Here is a 24,802-nt window from a genome sequence, read left to right as displayed (position 1 = left end):
TAGCAGCCAGGGCAGCGGGCGAATATCGCTCCCTCGCGCATTGGGCTGCCAGCACCGCCTTCCACGGAGTATCAGAAGGGTGCGACGACCTTGACTGTCGCCGCGGCGTCGTCGTAGTCGCTGCGGCTCTGGGCACTATAGTTTACCGACAGCTCGGCGCCGTTGGCGGTGAGCGGAGTGACCAGGCTCAGTGCGCCTCGGGCCAGCCAAGGGCTTGGGTCGCCGGCCCGGGCTTCGAATCGCTGCCCGGGTACGCTGGCGAAGCGGGCGGTGACACTGCCTGGGTCGTTGATCAGGTCATAGCCGACGCCAAGGCTCAGTTGCAGCCGACTGCCCGCGCCGCCCAGCGCATCCGCGAAGCGATGCTCCAGCCGGCCGTCCAGGCCGGCGATGAGCTGGTCGGTCTGGCGGGCATCCACTGCCAGCAGTAGCGGGGCGATTGCGCTATTGCCTTGCTCGCGATAGCCCTCTTCGCGGATATGGTTGTAATCCAGGCGCAGCGACGGCGTCAGGCGGGTACTGTCGCTAAAGGCGTAGGCATGCCCCAGGCTGGCGCCAAAGGTGGCCACCAGGCTGTCGTAATCGGCGCGGGCCTTGCCGCTGGCGCCACCCAGCGTCAGGCCGCGCGCGCCCTGGACCGTACCCTGGCCGGCACCCGCGTAAAGCATCAGCTCGGTATCAGGCGCGAGCGTATAGGCGCTGTAGCCGCTGAACTGCCAGAGGCCAAGGTGGCTGTCCCGCGCGCCGCCGAGCGCATCGCCCTGGGTATCGCCATTCGCATAAGCGAAAGCCACCCCCAGACGGCGCCCAGGCCCCAATTGGCTATCGAGCCCAATGACTTGGCCGTTGTTGCCGCTGCTGCCGTGCCCGCCGCTGGCCGCACGGGTGAAAGGCCTGGCCCAGAGATTGGCGGACGGGCGCGGATTCACGCCTTGGGTGGAAGCAGGCAGCAGACGGTCCTGCAGGGCCTGATTGATTTCACCCAGGGCCGCCTGGCTGGCGCGCAGACTGGCGTTGCCAATGGGCAGTGCCTGAGTCAAGGCGTTGGCCACTTGCGCTTCGCTGGTCGCCGAGACGAAATAGGGCGTCAGTGGGCTGGCCGTCCCCTTGGCGAGTTCCGCGTCCAGTGCCCGAGCCAGCCCCGCAGCCTGTTCCAGGCCGGCCTCGGTCGCCGTCCGGCTCACGCCCGTGGCGGATTTGGCCGACAGGGTGAGGTCCACGGTGTTGCCATCCTTGATGGCGCCGAAATCGAACAGAGCCGAGTTGCCGGTGACGGCGAAGCTGCCGTCTGACTTGAGCGTGCCAGCGCTCAGAACATCGGCCAGTTGGCTGACATTGAACGGCTGACTGGCGTTGGCAACGTCTACATCGATGCGGGCATCACTAGGCAGGGTAGCCGTGCCGGTGACTATCAATTTGCCGTAGTGGGTCTGGTCCAGCACCTGTGTCCGTAACACTGCCCCGCTGCGCTGATTATAGTCTCCATTGATGGTGGCCGGCGCGGCAGCCCGGGCTGAAGGCGCGGCCAGGTTCAAGGTGCCGCGGTTGACGAAGCTGTCCAGGGTCCACTGGTCCTGGGCGGTCAGGGTATAGGTCGCATCGCGGTAAAGTGTGGCGACAGTATTGGGGGCGTAGACCGCGCCATCGAAGCGGGCGCTGTCATTGCCGCCAATGTACAGATTGGCGAGGGTACTGGTCGCGTCCACGTAGAGCGAGTAGTTACGTCCGGACAACGTCCCCGTGTTGATCAGATCGTGCTTTAGCGTGCTGTCGGTCACGCGCAGCCCCACGCGGTTGCCCATCACCTGACCGCTGTTGGACACCAGGCCCTCGACCGTGGAGCCCCTGATCAGCAGGCCATTGCTCTGGGCCTTGATGAAGTCTGGGGAAATGCTGCTGTCGACGCCAATGTAGCCGGCGTTTTTCAAATGACCAGCGATGGTGCTGTTTTCAACCACCAGGGCCGCATCGGCCGAAGCGATGCGGCCGCTGTTGATCAGGCTGCCCCCGAGGTTTGTGCCGCTCAGCCTCAAGCCATAGGTGACGCCGGTCATCGTGCCGCTGTTGCGCAGGTTGCCAGCCAAAGTCGCCTGCTCGAGCTGCACCGCGGCGCCCTGATCCTGCCAGATGGCGTTGAAACCGGTGATGGTCCCCTCGTTACGCAGGTCCCCAACGACCGTGGCGCGGTCTAAGAGAATGCCTTGGCCCCCCCAGATCCATCCGCTGTTGAGCAGGCTGCCTGATACCTGCTCATTATCGAGGATCTGCAATGCGGTGCCCTGGTATCCACCGCGCAGCTCGCCGCGATTGTCGAAGTTTCCAGTCAGGCTGCCTTGGGTAAGGACCACGCCACCATAGCCGTCGCTGTCGTTGCCCAGCACGCCGCTGTTGAGGATGTCGCCGCGAATCTGCGTGCCACCAATGTAAAGGGCACCGGAGCTGACATCCATTTCACCACTGTTGAAGATGCCGCCCAGCACGCTGCCGCGAATGGAGATCCCTTCGCCGGAGTGAATTCTCCCGCGGTTGATGATGCCGCCTTCCAAGGTGCTGTAGAAGATGCCGAAACCATCCGGATTCCCCTGCACAATGCCAGTGCCGGTGTTGATCAGCGCGCCTGCGACGGTGCTGCCACTGATCTGGGTATAGCCATAGAGCGAGCCGGTGTTGACGATATCGCCGCTTATGCGCGAAGCGTTCTGTATCAGGAGCGCGTAGCTGCCGGCATCGATGCGCCCGGCGTTGCGTAGCGAGCCGTTGACCGCTGTGCTGTCCACAAGCATGGCGGTATAGCCGCCGGCAAGATCACCCACATTGCGGATATCGCCATTGACCGTACTGCCCTGGAAACTGAATCCTGCCTCTGCAAGCTGCAGGTCGGCACTGTTGCGCAAGCCCCCCAGGGTGCTGTTTTCGATCAGTACGAGGGTTTCCCCGCTGAGCGACCCCTCATTGACGATGCCGCCGTCCACATGGCTATCGAGCAAGCGGATTGCGCCCGCGGTACCTGAAAGAAAAGCGTCGGCCGCGTTGGTGATGCGGCCGCTCAGCTGACTCTGCTCCAGGTTAAGCCCCCAGAGCTTGCCCCTGATGGTGCCGCTGTTGAGCAGGTTCCTGGCACTGGACTGGCGTAAGGTGATGGCGCTGGTGGTGGGGTCCGGGATATCGTCGCGCAGATCCGGGTCCACGCCAAGGGTTCCACTGTTGAACAGGCTGCCTCCCAGGCTGCTGCTCTCCAGGGCTATGGTTGTTCTGGCCGAAAGCATGGCGCCGCTATTCACGACATTGCCGCGGATGCTCGAGCCTCTCACCGTCACCGCCTGCGCGCGGCCCTTGAGTGTGCCGCTGTTGGAGAGGTCGCCGCCAAGGGTGCTGTTTACGACGGACACCCCTACACCTTCCAGAAAGGCGTCGCGATTCAGGCCATCGAGCCGGCCAGTGTTGTAGAGGCCGCCGTCTACCTGGGCATCGGCCAGGTCGAACCCGGTATAGCCGATGATTTCACCGGCGTTGACCACATCGCCTTGTACGCGCTGGCCTTGCCAGACCCGGATGGCGCTACCGAAGTAGCCGGCATCCAGGCTGCCGCTGTTCACCACATTGCCGGTGACCACGCCGTTGTATAAGGAAATGGCACCGAAGCCCACTTCGGACGACGCAATGCTTCCGCTGTTCACCAGGTTACCCTTGATGGTGGTGGCGCGAATGGCGAGGTCGCCGCTGCTGACGTACAGGGTACCGGTATTGACGAAACCGCCCAGCACGTCGTTATCCAGCGTAATGCCGGAGCCTGTATTGATCGTGCCCTGGTTGATGAAACCCCCGGCTATGGTGGAATTCCAGATGGTCAGGGCTGTGGGGTTGTTACGCAACACGCCGCCACTGCTATTGATGAATGCCCCCTCTATGACACTGTCCACGATGCGTGTATCGCCCCAGAGGGTGCCGGTATTGACCAGGTCACCGGTAATCACCGTGCCGCCGCTGATGAACAGCGGGTAACTGCCGCCAGACAGGTTGCCGGCATTGATCAGTGAGCCTTCGAGGCGTGAACCGTCCAGGCGTATGGCCGAAGCCGCTGAAAGCGAGGCACTGTTCCTGAGGTTGCCGGTGAGAGTACTTTCGAACAGCCCTATGGCATGATCCTGGCTGGCAGCGATACTGCCAGCGTTGTCCAACCCGCCCGTCAAGTGGCTGTCCCGGAGGGTCAATGAGCCATTGAGGGTGCCTGCGTTGCGCAGGCCCCCGTCCACTCGGCTGTTTTCGATGAGCACGGCCGAGGATGCGCCGCTGATGGTCGCGCCCAGGGCATTGTTCAGCCCTGCGCTGAGCGCGCCCTGGACAATCGACACTCCTAGCTCGACGCCAGCCAGCACACCCTGATTGACGATACGGCGGGCGGTGACGCCTTGCACGCTCACCGCCGGTTCGGCTGCGGGCTCGATCGCCCCGGTCGCCGTGACGTTGAGGCTGGCGCCATGGCCGAGCCGGCAACCCTGGCTTTGCGCTCCATTGATCACGGTGGTGCCGCTGCCTGTGCAACTGCCGGCCCCGAGGCTTGCCGTGGCTGCTGTCAAAGTGCCCAAGGCAAGCACGATGGCCAGGCTCAGCCTATGAGGCTGAGTGTCGAAGCGGTTACGAAAGGTCGAAGGGGTATGCTGTGCGGTCGACTGCCGAGACTGACCAGGGTTGCTTGAGTCCATTTGAGGCTACCCTGCGAGGTGGAGGTTGCCTGGGTATAGGCGCGGGCCTGAAGTGTGTCAAAACGGAAAGGTTCTGAAGGCAGGCGATTCCGACGAAACGTCAGGCCAACAGCAGGCGGGGCTGGCTTCCGCGGGGCCATGCAATCGCTCACGGGGGAGTTCCTAAGCTGCATAGGCCGCGCAAGCGCTGGTCTCTGCGCTTGTGCATCCTGCCCGGGCGGCTCAGGCTTCTATCGCCACCCAGTGGTCCACGCCCACGGGCGCGTAGCGCTGTGGTGGAGGGGTGAAGCCAGCCTCCTTGATGGGGTTGGGCGGCATGAAGTCCTTGAGCAGGCCCTTGAAGTCTCGTCGCTTGCCCAGTTGCGGGAGCGGAACCGCAGCCAGGAGCCGGCGCGTATAGGGATGCTGGGGGTTGTGCAGCACCTGGTCGCGCGCGCCGATCTCGACGATCCTGCCTGCATACATCACTGCCACCCGATGACAGATCCGCTCCACTACCGCCATGTCATGGGAAATGAACAGATAGCTCAGGCCATGCTCAGTGCGTAGCCGTTCGAGCAGGTCCAGCACCTGGGCCTGTACCGAGACATCCAGGGCCGAGACCGATTCGTCGGCGATGATGACCTTGGGGTTCAAAGCAAGGGCACGGGCGATGCACAGACGTTGCCGTTGGCCACCGGAAAACTGATGCGGGTAGCGCTCCATGGCAACGACGGGCAGGTCCACCTGCTCTAGCAGTCGGGCTACTCGCGCGCGGCGTTCGGGTTCGGCCAGGCGGTCATGGATCAGCAATGGCTCGCCTACCAGATCGAACACCGTCTTGCGCGGGTTGAGGGCCGCGTAGGGATCCTGGAATACCATCTGGATGTCCCGGCGTACCCGCTGCAAGGCGTCGCCGTGCAGGCCGTTGAGTTCCTGCCCATGAAGGCGGACGCTGCCCTGGTACGCGAGCATGTTCATGATGGCCTTGCCCGTGGTGGATTTGCCGCAGCCACTTTCACCGACCAACCCCAGGGTCTCACCGTGGCGCAGCTCGAAGCTCACACCCTCCACCGCGTGAACAGCGCGAGGGCGCTCGAACCAGCCACGACGCAAGGCGAAACGCACGCTCAGGTCTTGCACCGCCAGCACAACAGGCTGTTCGCTCAGCGTCTCCAAGGGCGCCGCGGTACCCAGGACGGGCACGGCGGCCATCAATTTCCGTGTATAGGCGGCCTGGGGCATTGTGAACACTTGCTGCAGGCTGCCGCGTTCTTCCATGCGGCCCTGGTTCATCACCACCACTTCATCGGCCATTTCCGCGACCACCCCCATGTCGTGGGTGATCAACAGCAGGCTGGTCCTGAACTGCTGCTGCAATTCACGCATCAGCTCCAGGATCTGCGCCTGGATGGTGACGTCCAGCGCCGTGGTCGGCTCGTCGGCGATCAGTAGCTGGGGCTGGCAGAGCATGGCCATGGCGATCATCACCCGCTGGCGCATGCCACCGGATAGTTCGTGGGGATACTGGGCCAGCCGTTTCTCCGCCTGGGGCATGCGCACGGCCTCGAGCATCTCGCGGCAGCGCAGGCGGGCTTGCGAGCGCCCCAGGGCTTCGTGGCGGCGCAAGGTTTCCGCCAACTGTTGCCCCACGGTGAGCAATGGGTTCAGTGAGGTCATCGGTTCCTGGAAGATCATCCCGATGCGCTTGCCGCGCAATGCCCGCAGATCAGGCTCGGGTAGGCGAAGCAGATCCTGGCCATCGAACCGGATCGCCCCAGCGCTGGCCTTCACACCCTTGGGCAACAGCCCCATGATTGCCAAGGACGACAGCGACTTACCGCTGCCGGATTCCCCGGCGATGCACAGGGTGCGTCCGGGATAGAGCGCGAAGCTCAGGTCCTCGACCACTACCTTGTGGGCCGCCCCGGCACCCACCTCGATGCTCAGATGCTCGACGGACAAGCTGGGCAAGGGTTCGGCCATCAGTTGAACACCACTTTGGGGAAGTAGAACGACACCACCCAGTTGGGCAGGTCGACGATTTCGCTGATGCGCAGATCGCCACACACGGAACACAGCATGTACGCCTGCTCGGCGGGCATTCCCTGTTCACGGCACAACCAGTCCACGGTATTGGCGACCGCCTGGCGGGCGGCCTGCATCAGGTCGGGCCCGATGCCGGTGAATGCCTCGTAGCCAGCGCTGTCCAGGTGGCGGGTAACCGGGCCAGGCGTGCTGAAGCGTGGCGTGGCCAGGGGGGTCTGCTTGATCAGATCGAGTTTCACCACGACGTCCATGGCGCTTTCGATGGCCGTGCCGCAGACTTCGCCATCACCCTGGGCGGCATGGGTGTCGCCAATGGAAAACAGGGCGCCTTCCACCTCGACCGGGAGATACAGCACGCTGCCCGCCGCCAGGTCGCGGATGTCCAGGTTGCCACCCACACGTCGCGGCGGCACGACCGAATGCGAGCCAGCCTGGGCCGGTGCCACCCCGACGGTGCCGGCGAACGGCTTGAGCGGCACCTTGGCGAATTGCCCGAAGGCGGCTGGCGCCAGGGTCTGGGTGTCATACTGCCAGAGCGCCAGGGCGGGGTTAGTGAATTGATCGGCCAGCAGGCCGAAGCCGGGGATGTTGGCTGTCCAGCCAAAACCGCCCGGCTTGAAACTATCGAGCGTGATCTTGAGGATGTCACCTGGCTGGGCGCCCTCGACGTAGACCGGCCCGGTCACGGGGTTGATCTGGTCGAAAGGCATCGTGACCACGTCCGCCACCTGAGACTGAGCCGTGAAGTAGCCGTTGGAAGAATCCCTGCAGTTCATTTGCAGGACGCTCCCCGGTGCGACGCGTTCCACCGGGGTTAGGCTGTTGTCCCAGCCGAAGTGGCTGTTGACGCTGTGGATGGTCTTGACCAGGCAGTTCTGGCACATGGCAGTATCCTCTTGCGATGGCGACGATGGCTCGTGACACGAGCCACCGCTTATGTCATTTCACCCAGATGTAGTCGTAGTTCACCGGTACATGCACCGGGTCCACGTAAAGGTCGTCGGCGCCGCCCAGGCGCTGGGAGCGCACGGTGAAACGTTGCTCGTTGAAGACCGGTATCCAAGGGGCGTCGGCCATCACGTCGGTGAAGATTTTCTTCCAGGCTTCGGTGCGTTCGGCCTCCTGCCCGGGGGCCGCCATGGCATCGGCCTTGGCCGCGCGCTCATCCAGCGCCTTGTTGCAGTACAGTGCCCAGTTCCAGCCGCCTTCCACCGCGCCGCTGCAGCCAAGGATAGGGCCGTAGAAGTTGGACGGATCAGGGAAGTCGGCGATCCAGGCCATGCCCCCGGACCAGACCATGGGCGCCTGGTCCCTGGCGCTGCCAGCGGCGATCACGTTGGCTTGCGCCAGCGATTTGATCTGCGCCCGGATGCCCACCTTGGCCAGGTCCTGTTGGATCGACTGGGCGATCCGCGGTTGTGGGTCTGTGTTCATGACATACAGCTCGGTGTCGAAGCCCTTGGCGAACCCAGCCTCGGCCAGCAGCTTCTTCGCCCCGTCCACATCGTAGGGCAGGCCCTTGAATTGCGGGTCATAGCCGGGCATGGCTGGCGGCAGCGGCTGATTGGCGGGGATGGCCCGACCATTGATGATACGCACGATGCGTTCCTTGCTGATGGCCATGTTCACGGCCTGGCGCACCTTCAGGTTGTCGAACGGTGGCAGTGTGGTTTTCAGAGTGACGTACCCGGTTTGCAACTGGTTGCCGGTAACCATCAAGGCCTTGGCGGCCGCGTCGTTCTTGAACTGGAGGAACTGCGCGGGCGGCACCCCGTCGCCGGCGATGTCCACCTCGCCCTTTTGTAGACGCAGGAGCGACACGGTAGGGTCCTGACCGATCTCGAAGGTGATCTTGTCCACATACGGCAGCCCCTTCTGGAAATAGTCGGGATTCTTCACCAGCTCCAGCTTCTGGCCGAGCTGCCAGTTCGCCAGGCTGAAAGCGCCACTGCCCACCGGATGCTTGCCGAAGTCGGCACCCCACTTTTCCACCGCTTCCCTGGGCACTACCGAGGCGAAGTTGAGGGCCATCAGATGCAAGAAGGTGGCATTCGGCGCGCTGAGGCTGATGGTCAGGTGATGATCGTCGACGACCTTGATCCCGCTCAGCGTCTGGCTCTTGCCGCTGCTGACGTCGTCATAACCCACGATGGTGCTGAAGAAGCCGGCGCCTGGGCTCTGGGTCTTGGGATTGACGGTACGCTCCAGGGAGTACTTGACGTCGCTGGCCACCAGCTCGCGCCCATTCTGGAATTTCACGCCCTTGAGCAAGGTGAAGCTATACACGGTGCCGTCGGCCGACACGCTATAGTCTTCGGCCAGGCTTTTGACCAGTTCGGTGGTGCCCGGCTTGTAGTCCATCAGCCGCCCGAACAGGCTTTTGATCATCGACCAATTCTGCCAGTCGTAGCCGATGGCCGGGTCCAGTGTAGCGACGTCGTTCTGGTAGGTCACAACTACATTGCCACCACTCTTGGGCGTATCAGCCCATAACGGCGTCGTACACAGCGTGGCCGCCACGGCCAGGGTCAGCGCTTTGATCTTCATGGTTTGCCCCGTTGTGTTGAAAGGTTCAGTGACGCTTGATGTCGATGCGTGGGTCTACCAGCGGGATCACCAGGTCCGCCAACAGATTGCCCAGGACGATGGCCACCGCTGACAGCGTGGTGACGCCGACGATGACCGGAATATCCACCTGCTGGATCGACTGCCAGGCCAGTTGGCCAATGCCGGGCCAGCCGAACACTGACTCGACCACCACCAGCCCGCCCATGAACACGCCGATGTCGATGCCGATCATGGGAATTACTGGCACGATGGCGTTGGGCAGCGCATGCACCAGCACGACCCGCGCGCGGCTCAGGCCCTTGGCGCGGGCAGTGCGGATGAAGTCCTGGTGCAAGACCTCGATCATCGACGAGCGGACTATCCGCGAATACCAGCCACTGCCCAGCAAGCCGAGGGTCAGCGCGGGGAGCATCAGATGGTTGATGCCGCCATAGCCTCCGAGCGGAAACCAGCCCAACTGAACGGCGAAGAAATAAAGAAAGAGCATCGCGGCAATGAACTGGGGTGCGGATACACCCACGAAGGAAAAACCCATCAGCAGCTTGTCCGCAAAGCTGTCCCGCTTGAGCGCCGCCAGCACGCCAAGGCTGATGCCGATCAGCAGCTCAAAGCTGATGCCGGCGGCCATCAGTTCCAGGGAAGGACGCAGGCGCGCCCCTATGAGCTCGCTCACGGCGGTGCGCTGGATGTAGGAGCGGCCAAGGTCGCCATGCAGCAGATTGCCAAGGTAGCCCAGGTATTGCCGATAGAACGGCTGGTCGAGGCCCAGCTGGGCGCGGATCGCCGTGACTACCTCAGGGGTGGCGCTACGGCCTGCGATCTGTCGGGCCGGGTCGGCGGGCAACAGGAACAGCAAGAGGTAGGTGATCAGGGTAACGCCCAGCAGAATGAGCAGGGCGTAGCCTACGCGGCGGAGAATGAACGGCAGCATCAGCGACGCCCCTGCAGGGTAGGGTCAAGCTCGTCGCGCAGGGCGTCGCCGACCAGGTTGAAGGCCAGGGAGAGCAGGATGATCGCCGCGCCCGGGATGAAGACAAGCCAGGGTGCCGAAGTGAAGTAGGTCTGGCTCTCGAAGATGATGTTTCCCCAGCTCGGCGTGGGCGGCTGTACGCCGACGCCCAGATAGGAGAGGGTGGCCTCCAGCAGCACAGTGGTGGAGATACCCAGCGTGGCCCATACGAGTATGGTCGGCAGCAGATGCGGCAGCAGGTGCGAGAAGAGAATCCGCAGGGAACTGGCCCCCAGGGTACGCTCCACCGCGACGAAATCACGGGCGCTCAGGGCAACCGTTTCGGCGTGGATCACCCGGGCGATCTGGACCCAGTTCACCATGGCGATGACCAATGCCACTATCCATACGCTGGGCTTGAAGATCGCCGACAGGGCGATGGCCAGGAGCAAGGCGGGGAAGGCCATCATCAGATCCGTGAGGCGCATCAGCGCGGTGCCAAGCCATCCCCGGACGAAACCGGCGGTCAGGCCCACCAGGGTACCGATGAGCACCGCCAGCCCATTGGCCAGCACGCCGATGAACAGCGAGGTGCGCGCTCCGAAGATAAGACGAGAGAGCAGGTCGCGACCGAGCAGGTCGGTGCCCATCCAGTAAGGCGTGGCGGGTGACAGCGGGGCACCTTCCAGGGACAGTCCCTCGACGAACTGCTCATCGGGGTTGAAAGGGGCCAGCCAGGGGGCCAGTACCGCCAGCAGTACCACTGCCCCTATGAAGACCAGGGCGACAGCCACTAGGGGCCGCCGCAGCAGCGCTTTAAGCGTGTTCATGCCTGGCCTTCCTGTTGCGTGGCCAGGATGTCTTCGCACAGTGCTTCGATAGGGCGGTTGAGCTGCATGGAGAGGGTGCGCAGACGTTCGTAGGCGGTGGCTTCGTCCAGACGCTGATCGACCATCAACCGAGCGAGCGCCCGGGCCATAAGTGGGCGCCGGCTCAGGCGATAGTGCAGGGCGGCCAGCTCTTCGGCATCGGTTCGCTGGCGGTCGCGCAGCCCTACCGCCATCATCAGGGTGGTGTACACCGAACCCTGGCTGATGGGTTTGTTGAGCAGCGCGGTGGCGCCCAGTTGCAGCGCACGCTGGATCTGCGACAGGGTTTCATGGGCGGTCAGCGCTACAAGGGGGATGGCCTTGGCATTGAATTCCGCTACCGCGCCCGGGCTGTTGAAATGTTCCACTTCCAGGATGGCTGCGAAACACTGCTTGGTTTCGCAGGCATTATCGTCGCGCAGGATCCGGGTATCGATGCCCAGGCGCGCCAGGCTCTTGTCGAGTTGGGCCTGGCTGCGCTCGTCGCAATCGATCAACAGCACATGGCCTTGTCCCAGCGGTGGGAATGCTCTCGCTTTCATTTGACGATCCTCAAATGTGCCGCGCCGCGAACGTGTCGGTCGGCTACGCCCGCACGTAGATCTGTAACGGTCAGGTAGGGGTCGGCGACAACGGGTTGCGCTGCCGAATGCACGATTTCGAAATGGCCTTGGCGCAGTTCGGCGATATGGCTGCCCAGGGTACTGTGATGGTTACGCGATGACAGGGTCAGGGGCCCGAGCACGCTAGGCATCGAGTGGCTGTAGAGGTAGTTGCGAATGGCCGTTGGGCCAGGGTCGCCGCAGGCTTGGAAGGCATCGGCGAACAGCCGCAGGGCCGCATAGGCGCCCACGTAATAATGGGAACATCGCCGGGGCCCATGGCGCTGTTGACGGGCGCAAAAGGCCGGCGCCAGCGCTTCGAAGAAGGGGCCGCAGGAGAGCAGGCGCAATGCCCGCATAGGGCCGACGGCGTCCAGCTCGGCCTCGGTGAGATTGCAGCTAAGGATGGGCAGCCGCAAGCCTTGGTCGGCACAGGCGTCATCCAGCTGGCGAAGAAAAGCGTAGGATGATTCACCCACCAAGTTGTTCAACACGAAGGAGGGCGGCGTCTGCATGAGCCCTTGAACCAGCGATTCGAAGCCGGTCGCGCCCAGGTGCCAATACTTTTCCCCTTGCACCTGGCCGCCCTTGGCTTCGAGCATTTCACGGGCGATGCGATTGCTTTCCCAACCCCACACGTAGTTGGAGCCGAGCAGGAGGGCGCGCCGGCCGAAACGGGCCAGCGCATATTCCAGCAAAGGCAGCAGGGTCTGGTTAGGACAGCCGCCGAGGTAGAGCACGCTTTCGCTGCTCTCATAGCCTTCATAAGGGCTGCTGTACCACAGTAGAGCATCGTGCTGCTCTAGGTCGGGAATGATCTCCTTGCGGCTTGCCGAGAGCGTGGTCCCGAACACATGCCGCACCTCGCCGGCCAACAGTCTGGCTACCCCGTCCCGGTAAGCCGCCGGGTTCCCTAGCGGGTCAACGACAATGGCTTCAATCCGGGTACTGCGGTGCGCCTCGGCATTGACTTCCGCCAGCGCGTCCTGCAGGCCTTGCAGCGCACTGAGGCCCATCCGCCGATAGGTGCCTTGGGTGGACAACAGAAAGCCGACAGTGACACTGAAAGGGGTATCTGCCATGAACGCTATTCCAAAAAAAAGCCTGATCTACCCGGTGAAGGGTGGATCAGGCTTCGGTACCTGGCGCCAAGGGGCGCATATGTAGCAAGGCTTAGGGCAGGGCTGCCGGCTTGCGGGTTTGCCGGAATATCATGAAAGAAATGTGCCAACCGAGGCGGCTATCCGGGCAAGGTCGATAAAGGAGGGAACGGCTCGCGTAGTCACTAGGCACAACCGTCTGGTCAACAGGAACGCCGCGGGATAAAGGGGGGCGTAAATCCTTGGCCAAACGCAGTGGGCGCACCGCAACGGTGCTGACAACGCTTGGGTGCTTCGCCGCAGCGCACCCGCAGATCCTTGCACGGTTCCCTTGGCTTGCTCTGTGTATCGCACTGAGTACAGCGGGAGTGTGGGTGGCTTCCCTGGTGAAATTCCTGGCGAAATGCATCGCCCACTGCTGAAAGCGGACGTAAACGACAGCCTTTTTCGATACATTGCCATACCGCCATCGCACCCAGGAGCCAAACAATGCCTGAACCATCCCGCCAAGCGTCCGTCGCTCTCTGTAACCAGGCCCAAACCGCTGCCTTGCTGGATTTCAAAGGGCTGGTCGAGGCGATAGCGCAAGCGGCCAGAGAAATGGAGGAGGGCGCTATTGCCAGTCCAGAGCGCAGGGTGGTTCCCCTCGGCAATGGCGGCGTCATGCTCAGCATGCCTGCTACCGCCAGCGATATCGGCATTCACAAACTGGTGAACGTGCAACCCGCTAATATTCAACGCCAACTGCCTACCATCAATGGCATCGTAACGGTATGCGATGCGGCCACCGGCAGCATCATTTGCCTGCTGGACGGGCCCGAGGTAACGGGGCGCCGTACCGCAGCCGTTACGCTCCTGGCGATTCGTACTTTCCTGGAACAGCCGCCTGAACAGTTGCTCCTGTTCGGCACTGGCGTGCAATCGCGCTATCACGTACAAGCCATCAATGCGGTTTATCCGGATGCCAGGGTCTTCGTTCGCGGACGCGATCTGTGCGGAGCAACCGACTTCTGCGAGCGCCATCGCGAGCTGCACCCCCACCTCGAGCCGGTAGCCGCGGTTGTTCCGAATGTAGACGTGGTCGTCACCCTGACCACCAGTACGGAACCGGTATATGACGAACTGGCGAAGCCGGGTCGCCTGGTGATCGGGGTAGGGGCCTTCAAGCCCGACATGGCCGAGATTGGCCGGGTCACCCTGGGTGACAGCCTCATCTATGCGGATGAGCCCGAGGGCGCGCGCCATGAAGCAGGCGACCTGCTACGTGGCGGGGTCGCTTGGGCCCAGGTCAAATCCCTCGCGCATGTCTTGAAGGAGGGTGTCGATCGCTCCCGTCCGATCGTATTCAAAAGCGTCGGGACCGCTGCCTGGGATCTGGCGGCAGCCCGGGTGGCGCTGGCGGCGCTCAGCGCGAATTGATCCTTGCTCGAGCTTCGGTTATGGCCCGGCCAGCCGACCGGGCCGCTGACTAGACCTTGGTATAGCGCAGCCACACCGAGCCATCGTCCTGTGCCTGGGCCATGCTCAGCTTTAGATGGCTGGGTTGCTTCCAATCGCTGGCGGAAATTTCGAACGAGGCTGGATGCTCACCACGGCCGTCGATCAGGGGCAGGATCACCACGCTCACCTCGTCTACCAGGCCCGCGTTGACGAATGACCCGCTCACGTGTGGCCCACCTTCAACGATCAGCCGCTTGCAGCCCAGCTCTTGGGCAAGAATGCTCAATACCCGTTCCAGGTCGATTTCATCCTTGCCCGCGAACAGGTAGGAGACCTGTATGGACTGCAGGTAGGCCAGATAATCGTCTGATACCGCTTCGGTGAGCACCTCGACCACATGGGAATCCAGCGCTTGATTGGTTTTCCAGCCCACCTTGCCGTGAGGATCGATGGAAATGGCATAACGCTTGGCGTCGCGGTCGGCAAAATAAGGGGTGCGCGCGACAGGGCCCGTGGCCAGCCCCTTGGGATAGCCCTCGTCATGAGCGATTTCCTGCATGGTCACGCGGCCGCAGACCCAGGCATCGAAGTCGAAGGTTTGCGCCAGGGTTTCGTAGCGTTCGTCCGCGGCCTTCTTGAAGGCGCGATCCCAGCCATCGGTAAGGGCGTGGCCGTCCAGAGAGGACATCATGTGGCAGATGACGTAAGGCTGCATTGTGGTTTCCTCGGATAGTGGGCGACCTATAGCCGACCGGTGACAGAGCGACAGGTTCAGCAAGCAATGCCCGGCTCTAGTGCTCAACACCTTTGACCATTGCCCGCTGTACCGCCCACGAGGCGCTATCGGCCGCCCAGGCACTCACGAACATGCTCGATCGCTTTCTGGGCTCGGGCGGCCAGTGGCCATTCGGCTCGATGGATGAGCCAGAGGGTATCGACGACGGGGCTGCCACATTCGATAACCTGAATGGCACTCTGATCAGCAAAAGCTTGCCGAGCGAAGCGGGGTAGAACAGTAAAGCCCAGCCCTCGTGACACGGGTTGCAGAATCAAGCCTACCTGATTGCTGAAGCCCCGCTTTGACAATTGTCTAATCCCGGGGCGGCCGGGGTAGCGACGGCTCAAAAGACGTGTCGCCATTCCAGCGCCGTCGGGGTGGTCGATGAAACCCAGCTTCACCAGCGTTTCCCACCCCTCATAGTCAACCCTCGCCGGAAGGATCAGCTCCAGAGGTTCATCCATGAAAGGATGGGCGCGCAGGCGTGGATCTTCCGGTCTGGAGGTGAGCAATCCCATTTCGTAACCATTATTCAGGACGGCTTCAAGGACCTCGCTATCAGGTGCGAAGCGATGCCGGACGGTAAGCCCAGGGTTTCGCTGCTGGTGATCGAGCAACAGCGGGTAAACGGCCAGGCCGATGCTGCCGGGGGTGATGAGACTGATCTCACCGTGCTGGTCGTTAACCCCTGACAGGCGTGCCTTCAACGCTTGGGAGGCGCGCTCCATATCCTGGCCGTAATCGATCAGCGCGGCACCGGCAGGGGTCAACTCCAACTGCCTGGTTCGGCGTATCAGGAGCGGGCCAAGCCCTTCTTCCAGGTATTTGAGATGCTGACTCACAGCGGCCTGGGTCAACCCCAGCCGCTCAGCAGCGCGAGTAAAGTTTCCAAGCTCAGCGACAGTCAGGAACGAGCGCAGCCACTGGGGATTTATCATCATGAAATGTTATTGAAACCATAACTGAGTCGTTATTCTCATTATAGTTGAGTGGCGCTAAGGTTGGCTTCCGATTATTGGAGGTGAATCGTGCCTATCTACCCTCGCAGCTTTTCTCATATTGGCCTGTCGGTCACGGACCTGGACGGCGCGGTCAGGTTTTATACCGAAGTCCTGGGCTGGTACCTGATCATGCCACCGACCACCATCAGCGAAGACGAAAGCGCCATTGGCGTGATGTGCACCGACGTATTCGGCGCGGGATGGGGGTCGTTCCGCATTGCCCATCTGTCAACGGGCGATCGGGTAGGGGTGGAAATCTTCGAATTCCGTAACGCCGAGCGACCCAGCAACAACTTCGAATACTGGAAAACCGGCGTGTTTCATTTCTGCGTACAGGATCCGGATGTCGAGGGGCTGGCGGCGAAGATAGTCGCGGCCGGTGGCAAGCAACGCATGCCTGTACGTGAATACTTCCCGGGGGAAAAGCCTTACCGCATGGTCTACATGGAGGACCCTTTCGGCAACATCCTGGAAATCTACAGCCATAGCTATGAATTGACCTACTCGGCGGGCGCTTATCAGGGCTGACCGGGCGGCCTGACTGCGGCTGCCCAGGCCCCTCGAAGCGTGTATCCAGATTTCATTCGAACAGGTTCATCATGTCCAAGTTGTTTTCCGCGTTTTCCCTCAAGTCCGTTACGCTGCGCAACCGTATCGCCGTGCCACCCATGTGCCAATACAGCGCTCACGACGGCCTGATCAACGACTGGCACCTGGCCCATTATGCGGGTCTGGCTCGGGGTGGGGCAGGGCTGGTCATCGTCGAGGCAACGGCAGTGTCGCCGGAAGGGCGCATCACCCCAGGCTGCACCGGCCTGTGGAACGAGGAACAGGCTGCTGGCATGGCCAAGGTGGCGGCTGTGATCAAAGCCGGGGGCGCGGTGCCAGGCATTCAGATCGGCCACGCCGGGCGCAAGGCGAGCGCCAATCGCCCATGGGAAGGGGATGACCACATCGCCGCCGGCGACCCGCGCGGATGGGAAACCCTGTCGCCCTCTGCCGTAGCCTTTGGTGCGAACCTGCCGCAAGTGCCTCGGGAGATGACACTCGCCGACATCCAGCGAGTACGTGAAGACTTCGTAGCCGCCGCGCGTCGGGCCGTCGAGGCCGGTTTCGAGTGGCTGGAACTTCACTTCGCCCATGGTTACCTGGCCCAAAGCTTCTTCTCGCCGTACGCCAACCAGCGCACCGACGCCTATGGCGCAAGCGCGGAGAACCGCGGGCGATTTCTGCTGGAAACCCTCGAAGCGGTGCGAGCGGTATGGCCTGACCATTTGCCGCTAACGGCGCGCTTTGGGGTGATCGAGTTCGATGGCAAGGATGAGCAAACCCTTGTGGAGTCCATTGCGCTGGTCAAGGCCATGCGCAGTGCCGGCCTGGACATGCTCAGCGTGAGCATGAATTTCACCACTCCTCAGGCCAATATCCCATGGGGGCCAGCATTCCTGGCACCAATTGCCGAGCGCGTGCGCCGTGAAGCGGGGCTGCCCGTTGCGACGGCATGGGGCGTAGATCTGCCAGAGCTGTGCGAGCAAACCTTGCAAGCCGGCCAACTGGACTTGGTCATGGTCGGCCGCGCCCATCTGGCAGACCCGCACTGGCCTTACCAGGCCGCGAAAACCCTCGGCGTCGAACAACCGGCCTGGGTGCTCCCCGCGCCTTATGCCCACTGGCTGCAGCGCTACCAGCCTGCTGGCCCACAATAATCTGCATTCGAGGCTGTATTCATGAGCGATGACAAACGGATCTTGCTGGTGCTGACCTCCCAGGCAACGATGGGCGATTCCGATCGTCCTACCGGTGTGTGGTTCGAAGAACTCAGCACGCCGTACTACCATTTCCTGGATGCCGGATTCGGCGTTGATCTGGCCTCCCCCAAAGGCGGCCCGATCCCGGTAGACCCTCATTCCAAGGAGGATGGCGCGGCAAGCGTGCAACGATTCCTGGCAGACGCGCAAGCGATGGCTGCGCTGAATGCTTCACGCTCGCTGACGCAGATCGATAGTGCCAATTACGTCGCGATATTCCTGCCGGGCGGCCATGGCACGATGTGGGACTTACCCGACAACGGCACGCTGGCGACTTTGCTCGGAAACGCCTGGGAGCAGGGCAAGGTCATTGCGGCGGTGTGCCATGGTCCGGCAGGGCTGCTAGGCGCGGTCGACGGCCAAGGCAAACCGCTGATAGCTGGGCGCCGGGTGAGCGCCTTCAGTAACGAGGAGGAAGACGCGGCAGGCCTGACCGCGGCGATGCCATTCCTGCTGGAAACCCGCGTGCGTGAACTGGGAGGCCTCTACGAGGGCGCAGCGAAGTTCGAGCCCTATGCGGTACGTGATGGCCGCCTGGTCACTGGGCAGAACCCAATGTCCAGCGAACGCGTTGCGCAACTGACCCTGGAGGCCATCGCCGAACAGGCCTGACCTCTGGCTCCGGTGCTTTTCGGCCGAGCAAGTCGGCCTCTCTGAAGGTATGCGGTAAAGCGAATCGCTCTTTCTAGAACTCCGCACTGGCATCCAGAATGTCCAGTAGGTCCAGCAAGGCGCTGAACGTCGTGTCGTCTTCCAGCAGGTCCAGGCTCGGCCCATGAGGAGCGAGATGGCGCGGGCCTACACGATCACCGAACAGAACGGCTACCCTTGCCGTGTCGTCCTGCCGAGATACCCAGGTCAACCCCTGGGCCTCGGCTGCCGATGCATGAATCGCCTCGGCCCATTTCCGGGTGAACGGATAATGACTGCCGTCGGTGTCGATCAGCTGGGTACGAACAAGCCCCAGGGCCGTCAGGGATTTTGTCGTGAGGTCTACAAGCGTGAGCGGCGCTTTGACCTGGACCTGGGAGTGCCTGTAGCCCGCGAGTTTCTTCATGTCGATGTGGCGTGGGGAGGGGATATGGGCCAGATCCCGGAATATCGTTTCCATCGCGGCGCAGTCGAAGGTTTCGGCCCCGTAGAGGGTAGGGATGATGTCCCCGTTGCGGTTCCGGATAGGACTGAACCGCGCGTGCCCTCTGTCTGTGCCATTGAAAACCGTGGCGGGGTACTGGCTCATATGGAAACGATGAAATATCGTCCCCGGCTCGATAGTGGTGAAGCGTATGCGCAGGTTCTCGCTTGGGTAGGGTGCCTCCTGCAAGCCCATCTCAGCCATGCAAGACCCCGCACACCTCGTCCTTGGCCGCCTCCAGTACCAATGCAGGATCTTCCTTGAGAACGTCTTTGGGCATCCGCCCGCCTAAATAGGAATTGGTCGAGCCGAACCAGAACGCGAGGCCCCAATCATCCTTCCGAGACTTCAGCACCTGGATGATGGGCGCCAGCGCTTTGAGAGGCCTGTAGCCGGTCGATGGGTCAAGCCCGTACACCGGGAAATAGTCGACACCCTCATGGCGCAGAGCGAAGATTCTATCGGAGCGCTTCCATTTGCTGGTTTGAGCACTGGAATTGACCGTCTTGAAACCCGCTACCTCGGCGACCTCCTGAGCGGTAAGCCAATCGCCGCTTTGCAGGATCCGGGTCTTTCCCTTCGCGAGCATTTTCGCTTCACGCAGCAGAGTAGGGCGCGCCGGCTTGGCAGGAATGAGCACCGACACCAAGCCAGCGATATTGGCCTCGGGCATCCGCTTGAGCTGTGCGCCGAACGCTTGGCTCATAAGCTCGATGCCCTCGAAGAAGGCATCGGTCAACTCTTCGGTCAAGCCGTTCACATCCACCACAAAGCGGTCTTTCACCCCAGTAGGAAATTCGCTGGGAGGAATATTTGCCTGCAAGGCGTTCGGCTTTGCGTCACGCCCGAGTTGAATCGTGACTCGGTGGGCAGGCTGCGACTCCCTCTGGATCGTGATGTTCTCGGCTGCACTGGACATGGCGACCCCCTTGGGTGATTTAGGTTAGACAGGCTGCTTGAGAACCAATCTAACCCTACATGCCTGTAGGTGCAATGGGCAGAAGACGCCTGGCTTTGGCCGAGACAGTCCAGCCGTTGGCTCAGCACGGCTGCAGGCGCTTAAGACAAGCGGGCTCAGCCATCGCTGGCACAGATCGCGTCGGCAGATGCGGAAGTCGGCAGATGCGGAAGCATGTCAGTGGCCAGTTAGAGACTACAGAGCGTCTGATCGCGCGGTATCCAGGGGCTAGGAGGCTGGCGAACGCGCTAGGTAGTTGAGAATGATAGAGGGATGCGGCAGACGACCATGTGCAGCGGTTGGTCTAGATGCTTTCAAGAAGCATGAGTGTGTGAAAGCCGACCTAGCTACGCAGTGACAGCAAAAGGCAAGAGGTCAGTTACGTGATTTAACATAATGTAGATTATCAGTAACCTGATATGTCTATTTTAAACTGTCGGTACGCACGTGGAAGACACCGCAAGCTGTACTGCAACATGGGCTTTTCAGCTTGGCAATGCCTTTACGCTTGAGGACCCTCCGCGCACCACGTTCGGCTTATTGATAACGGCCGGCAAGACCCGCCCCAATGTTTGACCAACCCTGACACCGACTCAATAGACATTGCCTGCACAGCGTGTAAATGACTCAAGCGTCGTCAATGCTGTCGACAGCAAAGCTCATGCGATCATGCGGCGGAATTGTTCGCGGACTTGCCTATCAACGGAGTGTCGAGATCTTTGTCCGACATATCAACGAGCAACAACGCACTCAGCATGGCTCGGTGCGCTTGGTGATGATTCTGCCGATTTCCACAGGCGCCATGCGCCGTGACAGACATTCATGCACGACTATTGAGGTTGCCCGGTGGCCTGTCGGCTTCCCGCGCTTATATAAAGGCCATCCGTAAAGCTCACCGCCCAATGTGCCCTGTGCCTGATTCGAGCGCAGGCTGAATGCTGGCCGTGCGGAGGTATGCATGCATGCATGCGACTATAGCTGGAGGCAAAGGCGCTTATATCCAGGGAACCGCTTTGCGCCCATGGACTAGCGTTCCGAGGCGGAATATCGGAGAATCGAGTACCTCGCTTGATAACGAAGTCCTATTGGTGCCCTGGCATCTCGCCCCTTCCTAAGAACCAGAACTTACACTACGGCAGCGATGTAATATCCGATAACTACCAGACCCGGATATTGCAGCATTATGACCGCATTCAGGATTAAACCCTCTTTTTCTTGGTATCTCGGCATCTCGCGGTTGGAAGCTGATCCGCCAATAAACTGACAACATCGACTTGCTCCCTGCCGCCTCCTTAAGGCAACCTACGTTCCCTTAAGGCAACCTACGTTCAGATCCGCCCCCCCGAGACACCGCCCCATGGCTACCCGCCCTCAGCCCCTCTTCGATACCTACGACCGTTTTCTCGACCTGCACTTCATGAGCCTGGCTTCGGAGCGTGTCGCTGTACGTACGTTTCTCGAAGGCTGCGCCCCAGAGGCGCGACCGTTAGAAAGTTACCAGGCGGTGCGCGGCTTTCTAAAGTCCTATGCAGGCAACGAGTCCACTTTCACCTCCTACCGTACCCATGTGGAGCGGCTCCTGTTATGGGCCCTACTGTTGGGCAACAAGCCAGTGCTGGAGCTGCGCCGGCGCGATGCCGAAGCGTTCATGGAGTTTTGCCTGAACCCTCCGGCTGATTGGGTGGGTCCGGTAGTGAAGTCTCGTTTCCTGCGCCGTGGCGGCCGTAAGGCCCAGCACGATGATACGTACGAAACCAACCCGGCCTGGCGGCCGTTCAGCACCACCGTGGCCAAGCGCGAACGCAAGATCGCCGCCGAACACAACCTGCGTCTGCCCTTGCCCACCTATAAAATGAGTCAGGGGTCGGTCGCGCAGGTGTTCGCGGTTTGTGGCAGCTTCTTCCAGTACGCTATCGACGAAGGGCTTACCGAAGTGAATCCCTTCAGGGCGGTACGGCAAAAATCTGTGTACAAGCAGCGCAACACGGTGGATGTAGCCTCGCGTTCCCTGACTCAGTTGCAATGGAACTTCGTCATCGAAACGGCGGAGCTGATGGCGACTGAGGAGCCTGACCACGAGCGAACCTTGTTCATCGTGGCGACACTGTACGCCATGTACCTGCGTATTTCTGACCTGGTAGGCCGGGATAACTGGGTACCGACCATGGGAGACTTTCGTCGTGACACTCGTGGCCACTGGTGGCTACATGTCGTTGGCAAAGGCAACAAGGCAGCGAAGATCAGTGTGCGGGACGACTACGTTCAAACCTACCTGGTACGTTACCGCACGTACCGACAGCTTTCACCGCTGCCCTCGCCTCATGAGAAGTCGCCCTTGATCAGCACGCTCAAAGGTCGCGGCGGACTTTCCGACAGGCATATACGCCAACTGTTGCAAGTGGTCTTCGACCGCTCGCTCGCTCGCATGCAAGCCGATGGCTGGAGCGAGGACGAGATCGATCAGTTACGCTCAGCGTCCCTGCATTGGTTGCGGCATACGTCGGCCACCTTCGATGCCAAGCATCGGGATATGAAGGATCTCCAGGCAGACCTGCGACACAACAGTCTGAGCACCACGCAGAATACTTATTACAACTCGCTCGATGAGCAGCGCGCGCATTCGATGAAGGACCTGAAGGTCAAGATATAACCGGCACGCTAATAATTGACTTAGTGTCAATCGACGATACAGACCCAACGGTGGTTATGACGGTAAGGTGCCCGGGTGAAATGAATATCGGACACCAGCATCAGGCCACGTTGTTGAAGGGTGCGGGTCAGTTGTTCCAGGGTATCAGCTTCGATGGTCATGGGAGTTACCTCTGTAATGTTTGCCGCTTACAGAGTTCTTGACCGGGCCGCTTTTACGTTGATTCCCTTTTTAGTGCGTGATGGGTGTAGGCTCTGGACGAACGGCGTTTGCGATAAGGTTCAACCTGATATCGCCTGTCGATAGTGCCTGGGCGTAAAGCCGGTCAAGGTCTTGAATTGCCGGGTGAAAGCGCTATGGTCCGTGTACCCGCAACGTAACGCCACCTCGATAATTGGCAGGCGGCCCTGTAGCAATTCCCGTGCGTGCTCCAGGCGGGCTTTCTGGATCATCTGGCGTGGGGACAGCTGAAACACCCGTTTGCAGTACCGCTCCAGCTGGGCTGCGGAGATGCCGGCGATGTCCGTGAGCGTCGCCAGGCTGATGGGCCCTGAAAAGTGCTCGCGAATGTAGGTATCCACCGCAGCGAGGCGCTGATAGGCCGGATGACTGTGCCCCGCTGTCTGCAGGTCCAGGGAGATGCCTGCCAAGCCATAGATGACGCCGTTGCCGTTATCCAGCGGCCACTTGTAGGTCAGGCACCAGCCAGGCTCCTGGCTGCCGTACAGATGCAGTTCCAGCTGACCTTCAAGTACGCGTCCCTGCTCCAGCACCTGTTTGTCCTGCTCGGTATAGCCGGGACCGAAGCGGGCCGGGAACACCTGCGCGCTGGTCTTTCCAAGTAGCTCGCGGGCGAACTTCAGCCCGCAGCGCTCCACCAGCGCCCGATTCGCCAGCACATACCGAGCCTGGTCATCCTTGATGAAGATAGCGGCGTTGGGCACCACATCCAGCAAGGGGCCAAGGGGCGCTACGGTAGCCAATAGCGCGTCAAGGCTGGGCGCGCCCTCTCCTCCCATGCGATGGATCAGCTTGCTCAGGCTTGCGGGGCTCATGTGGCTTGGCGGGCTCCTTTCAATGAAGGGTAGCCAGCTTGAGCCAGCATCGATCGGCTGTCCAGCCTGGGGCGCATGCCTGGACTATGCCGATTTCGTCATCCGTTTCGCCTGAAGCCATCAAGCCCGGAAACAGAGGGAGCGGCATGCTGAACCCGCCCGGCATAGCTTTCTGGCTTGCTGCGCTATGGCGCCTAACGAACGGACACTCCCATGCACCAGGTTCATGTCATCGATTCCCACACAGGCGGCGAACCGACCCGTCTCATTCTCAGCGGTTTCCCCGAGTTGTCCGGCGCGACCATGGCTGAAAAGCGCGACGCCCTGCGCCATGGACACGACCGCTGGCGCAGGGCGTGCCTGCTGGAGCCTCGCGGCAACGACGTGCTGGTGGGCGCGCTCTATTGTGAGCCGGTATCCGTCGACGCCACCTGCGGGGTGATCTTCTTCAACAACGCTGGCTACCTGAACATGTGTGGCCACGGCACCATCGGGCTGATCGCCTCCCTGCACCACCTGGGGCGTATCGCGCCCGGCGTGCATAAGGTCGACACGCCAGTGGGCCAGGTTGAGGCGACCTTGCACGCCGACGGCGCAGTGACGGTGCGCAATGTGCCTGCCTGGCGCTCAGCGCGGCACGTGGCGGCAGAAGTTCCGGATTACGGTGTCGTTCACGGAGACGTGGCCTGGGGCGGCAACTGGTTCTTTCTGGTTGCCGATCATGGTCGGGACCTGCGCCTGGCGAACGTGGAGGCGCTTACCGCTTATACCTGGGCCATGCTCAAAGCCTTGGAAGCCCAGGGCATCCGTGGCGACGATGGCAGCCTGATTGACCACGTGGAGCTGTTCGCCGATGACGAAGTGGCTCACAGCCGCAACTTCGTGATGTGCCCCGGAAAGGCCCACGACCGCTCACCTTGCGGCACGGGCACTAGCGCCAAGCTGGCGTGCCTGGCCGCGGACGGTAAGTTGGCGCCCGGGGACACCTGGGTCCAGGCCAGCATCACCGGCAGCCAGTTCCAAGGGCGCTATGAATGGGACGGCGACCGTATCCGCCCATTCATTACCGGGCGCGCCTACCTCACCGCCGACAGCACCCTGCTTATCGATGACAGCGACCCCTTCGCCTGGGGCATCTGAACGCGCTCCCCCGCCCCT

The 24,802-nt window shown here is 61.7% G+C and carries 20 protein-coding genes; 6 read left to right on the top strand and 14 right to left on the bottom strand.

The features are described from left to right. Nucleotides 1–71: 71 nt before the first annotated feature. From BN1188_RS19325 to BN1188_RS19290, 8 genes are all read right to left on the bottom strand, one after another. Entirely contained in the window at nucleotides 72–4,703 is a 4,632-nt protein-coding gene (locus tag BN1188_RS19325) for an autotransporter domain-containing protein (RefSeq protein WP_040263221.1), read from the bottom strand. Between the two features lie 222 nt (nucleotides 4,704–4,925). Continuing rightward, nucleotides 4,926–6,668, bottom strand: a complete 1,743-nt coding sequence (locus tag BN1188_RS19320; RefSeq protein ID WP_040263219.1) for an ABC transporter ATP-binding protein — start codon at nucleotides 6,666–6,668, stop codon at nucleotides 4,926–4,928. After that, nucleotides 6,668–7,615, bottom strand: a complete 948-nt coding sequence (locus BN1188_RS19315) for an acetamidase/formamidase family protein (RefSeq protein WP_040263217.1) — start codon at nucleotides 7,613–7,615, stop codon at nucleotides 6,668–6,670. Before BN1188_RS19315 ends, BN1188_RS19320 begins: the two co-directional genes overlap by 1 nt. Before the next feature lie 55 nt (nucleotides 7,616–7,670). After that, nucleotides 7,671–9,278 (bottom strand): ABC transporter substrate-binding protein, encoded by a 1,608-nt coding sequence (locus tag BN1188_RS19310; protein WP_040263216.1) that lies wholly within the window; start codon nucleotides 9,276–9,278, stop codon nucleotides 7,671–7,673. Nucleotides 9,279–9,303: 25 nt separating this feature from the next. After that, the gene (locus tag BN1188_RS19305; RefSeq protein WP_040263214.1) at nucleotides 9,304–10,230 is read right to left on the bottom strand and encodes an ABC transporter permease; all 927 of its coding nucleotides are present in this window, start codon (nucleotides 10,228–10,230) and stop codon (nucleotides 9,304–9,306) included. After that, nucleotides 10,230–11,078 (bottom strand): ABC transporter permease, encoded by an 849-nt coding sequence (locus BN1188_RS19300; protein WP_040263212.1) that lies wholly within the window; start codon nucleotides 11,076–11,078, stop codon nucleotides 10,230–10,232. The genes BN1188_RS19305 and BN1188_RS19300 overlap by 1 nt, the downstream gene beginning before the upstream one ends. Next, nucleotides 11,075–11,659: an ANTAR domain-containing response regulator gene (locus tag BN1188_RS19295; RefSeq protein WP_040263210.1), complete on the bottom strand. Its 585-nt coding sequence runs from the start codon at nucleotides 11,657–11,659 to the stop codon at nucleotides 11,075–11,077. The genes BN1188_RS19300 and BN1188_RS19295 overlap by 4 nt, the downstream gene beginning before the upstream one ends. Further along, nucleotides 11,656–12,801, bottom strand: a complete 1,146-nt coding sequence (locus BN1188_RS19290; RefSeq protein WP_040263208.1) for a transporter substrate-binding protein — start codon at nucleotides 12,799–12,801, stop codon at nucleotides 11,656–11,658. The genes BN1188_RS19295 and BN1188_RS19290 overlap by 4 nt, the downstream gene beginning before the upstream one ends. 507 nt (nucleotides 12,802–13,308) lie before the next feature. Here BN1188_RS19290 and lhpI point away from each other — a divergent pair. Further along, on the top strand, nucleotides 13,309–14,238 hold the full coding sequence (gene lhpI / locus BN1188_RS19285) for a bifunctional Delta(1)-pyrroline-2-carboxylate/Delta(1)-piperideine-2-carboxylate reductase (RefSeq protein WP_040263206.1): 930 nt from the start codon (nucleotides 13,309–13,311) through the stop codon (nucleotides 14,236–14,238). A gap of 49 nt (nucleotides 14,239–14,287) precedes the next feature. Here lhpI and BN1188_RS19280 read toward each other — a convergent pair whose 3' ends face one another. Next, nucleotides 14,288–14,974, bottom strand: a complete 687-nt coding sequence (locus BN1188_RS19280; protein WP_040263204.1) for a RibD family protein — start codon at nucleotides 14,972–14,974, stop codon at nucleotides 14,288–14,290. A 125-nt stretch (nucleotides 14,975–15,099) separates the two neighbouring features. Next, on the bottom strand, nucleotides 15,100–15,978 hold the full coding sequence (locus BN1188_RS19275; protein ID WP_232430944.1) for a LysR family transcriptional regulator: 879 nt from the start codon (nucleotides 15,976–15,978) through the stop codon (nucleotides 15,100–15,102). A gap of 87 nt (nucleotides 15,979–16,065) precedes the next feature. Between BN1188_RS19275 and BN1188_RS19270 the strand changes: the two genes are divergently transcribed. The 3 genes from BN1188_RS19270 (at nucleotide 16,066) to BN1188_RS19260 (ending at nucleotide 18,458) form a co-directional block, all read left to right on the top strand. Then, complete coding sequence (locus tag BN1188_RS19270) at nucleotides 16,066–16,566, top strand: lactoylglutathione lyase family protein (RefSeq protein WP_040263202.1); 501 nt, start codon at nucleotides 16,066–16,068, stop codon at nucleotides 16,564–16,566. A 71-nt stretch (nucleotides 16,567–16,637) separates the two neighbouring features. Further along, nucleotides 16,638–17,744, top strand: a complete 1,107-nt coding sequence (locus tag BN1188_RS19265) for an NADH:flavin oxidoreductase/NADH oxidase (RefSeq protein WP_040263200.1) — start codon at nucleotides 16,638–16,640, stop codon at nucleotides 17,742–17,744. A gap of 21 nt (nucleotides 17,745–17,765) precedes the next feature. Continuing rightward, nucleotides 17,766–18,458 carry a type 1 glutamine amidotransferase domain-containing protein gene (locus tag BN1188_RS19260; protein WP_040263198.1) on the top strand — a complete coding sequence of 231 codons (693 nt, stop codon included), beginning with the start codon at nucleotides 17,766–17,768 and terminating at the stop codon, nucleotides 18,456–18,458. A 73-nt stretch (nucleotides 18,459–18,531) separates the two neighbouring features. Here BN1188_RS19260 and BN1188_RS19255 read toward each other — a convergent pair whose 3' ends face one another. Further along, a complete protein-coding gene (locus BN1188_RS19255) occupies nucleotides 18,532–19,185 on the bottom strand; it encodes an RES family NAD+ phosphorylase (protein WP_040263196.1) in 654 nt (217 codons plus the stop codon). Further along, nucleotides 19,178–19,900, bottom strand: coding sequence for a hypothetical protein (locus BN1188_RS22040; RefSeq protein ID WP_052469385.1), 723 nt, complete (start codon nucleotides 19,898–19,900; stop codon nucleotides 19,178–19,180). The genes BN1188_RS19255 and BN1188_RS22040 overlap by 8 nt, the downstream gene beginning before the upstream one ends. Nucleotides 19,901–21,296: 1,396 nt before the next feature. Between BN1188_RS22040 and BN1188_RS19245 the strand changes: the two genes are divergently transcribed. After that, the gene (locus BN1188_RS19245) at nucleotides 21,297–22,589 is read left to right on the top strand and encodes a tyrosine-type recombinase/integrase (RefSeq protein ID WP_187375339.1); all 1,293 of its coding nucleotides are present in this window, start codon (nucleotides 21,297–21,299) and stop codon (nucleotides 22,587–22,589) included. A 26-nt stretch (nucleotides 22,590–22,615) separates the two neighbouring features. On the opposite strand, the gene BN1188_RS22140 is transcribed toward BN1188_RS19245, so the two are convergent. Beyond that, nucleotides 22,616–22,750 (bottom strand): hypothetical protein, encoded by a 135-nt coding sequence (locus tag BN1188_RS22140; protein WP_267904448.1) that lies wholly within the window; start codon nucleotides 22,748–22,750, stop codon nucleotides 22,616–22,618. Nucleotides 22,751–22,870: 120 nt separating this feature from the next. Next, complete coding sequence (locus tag BN1188_RS19240) at nucleotides 22,871–23,644, bottom strand: AraC family transcriptional regulator (protein WP_084596290.1); 774 nt, start codon at nucleotides 23,642–23,644, stop codon at nucleotides 22,871–22,873. Nucleotides 23,645–23,857: 213 nt separating this feature from the next. On the opposite strand from BN1188_RS19240, the gene BN1188_RS19235 reads away from it, so the two are divergent. Further along, the gene (locus tag BN1188_RS19235) at nucleotides 23,858–24,784 is read left to right on the top strand and encodes a 4-hydroxyproline epimerase (protein WP_040263194.1); all 927 of its coding nucleotides are present in this window, start codon (nucleotides 23,858–23,860) and stop codon (nucleotides 24,782–24,784) included. Nucleotides 24,785–24,802: the final 18 nt, after the last annotated feature.

The sequence above is a fragment of the Pseudomonas massiliensis genome (assembly GCF_000826105.1).
Classification (GTDB): Bacteria; Pseudomonadota; Gammaproteobacteria; order Pseudomonadales; family Pseudomonadaceae; genus Aquipseudomonas; species Aquipseudomonas massiliensis.
Note: the sequence above shows the minus strand (reverse complement) of the source record. Positions and strands in the feature narration are given on the sequence as shown.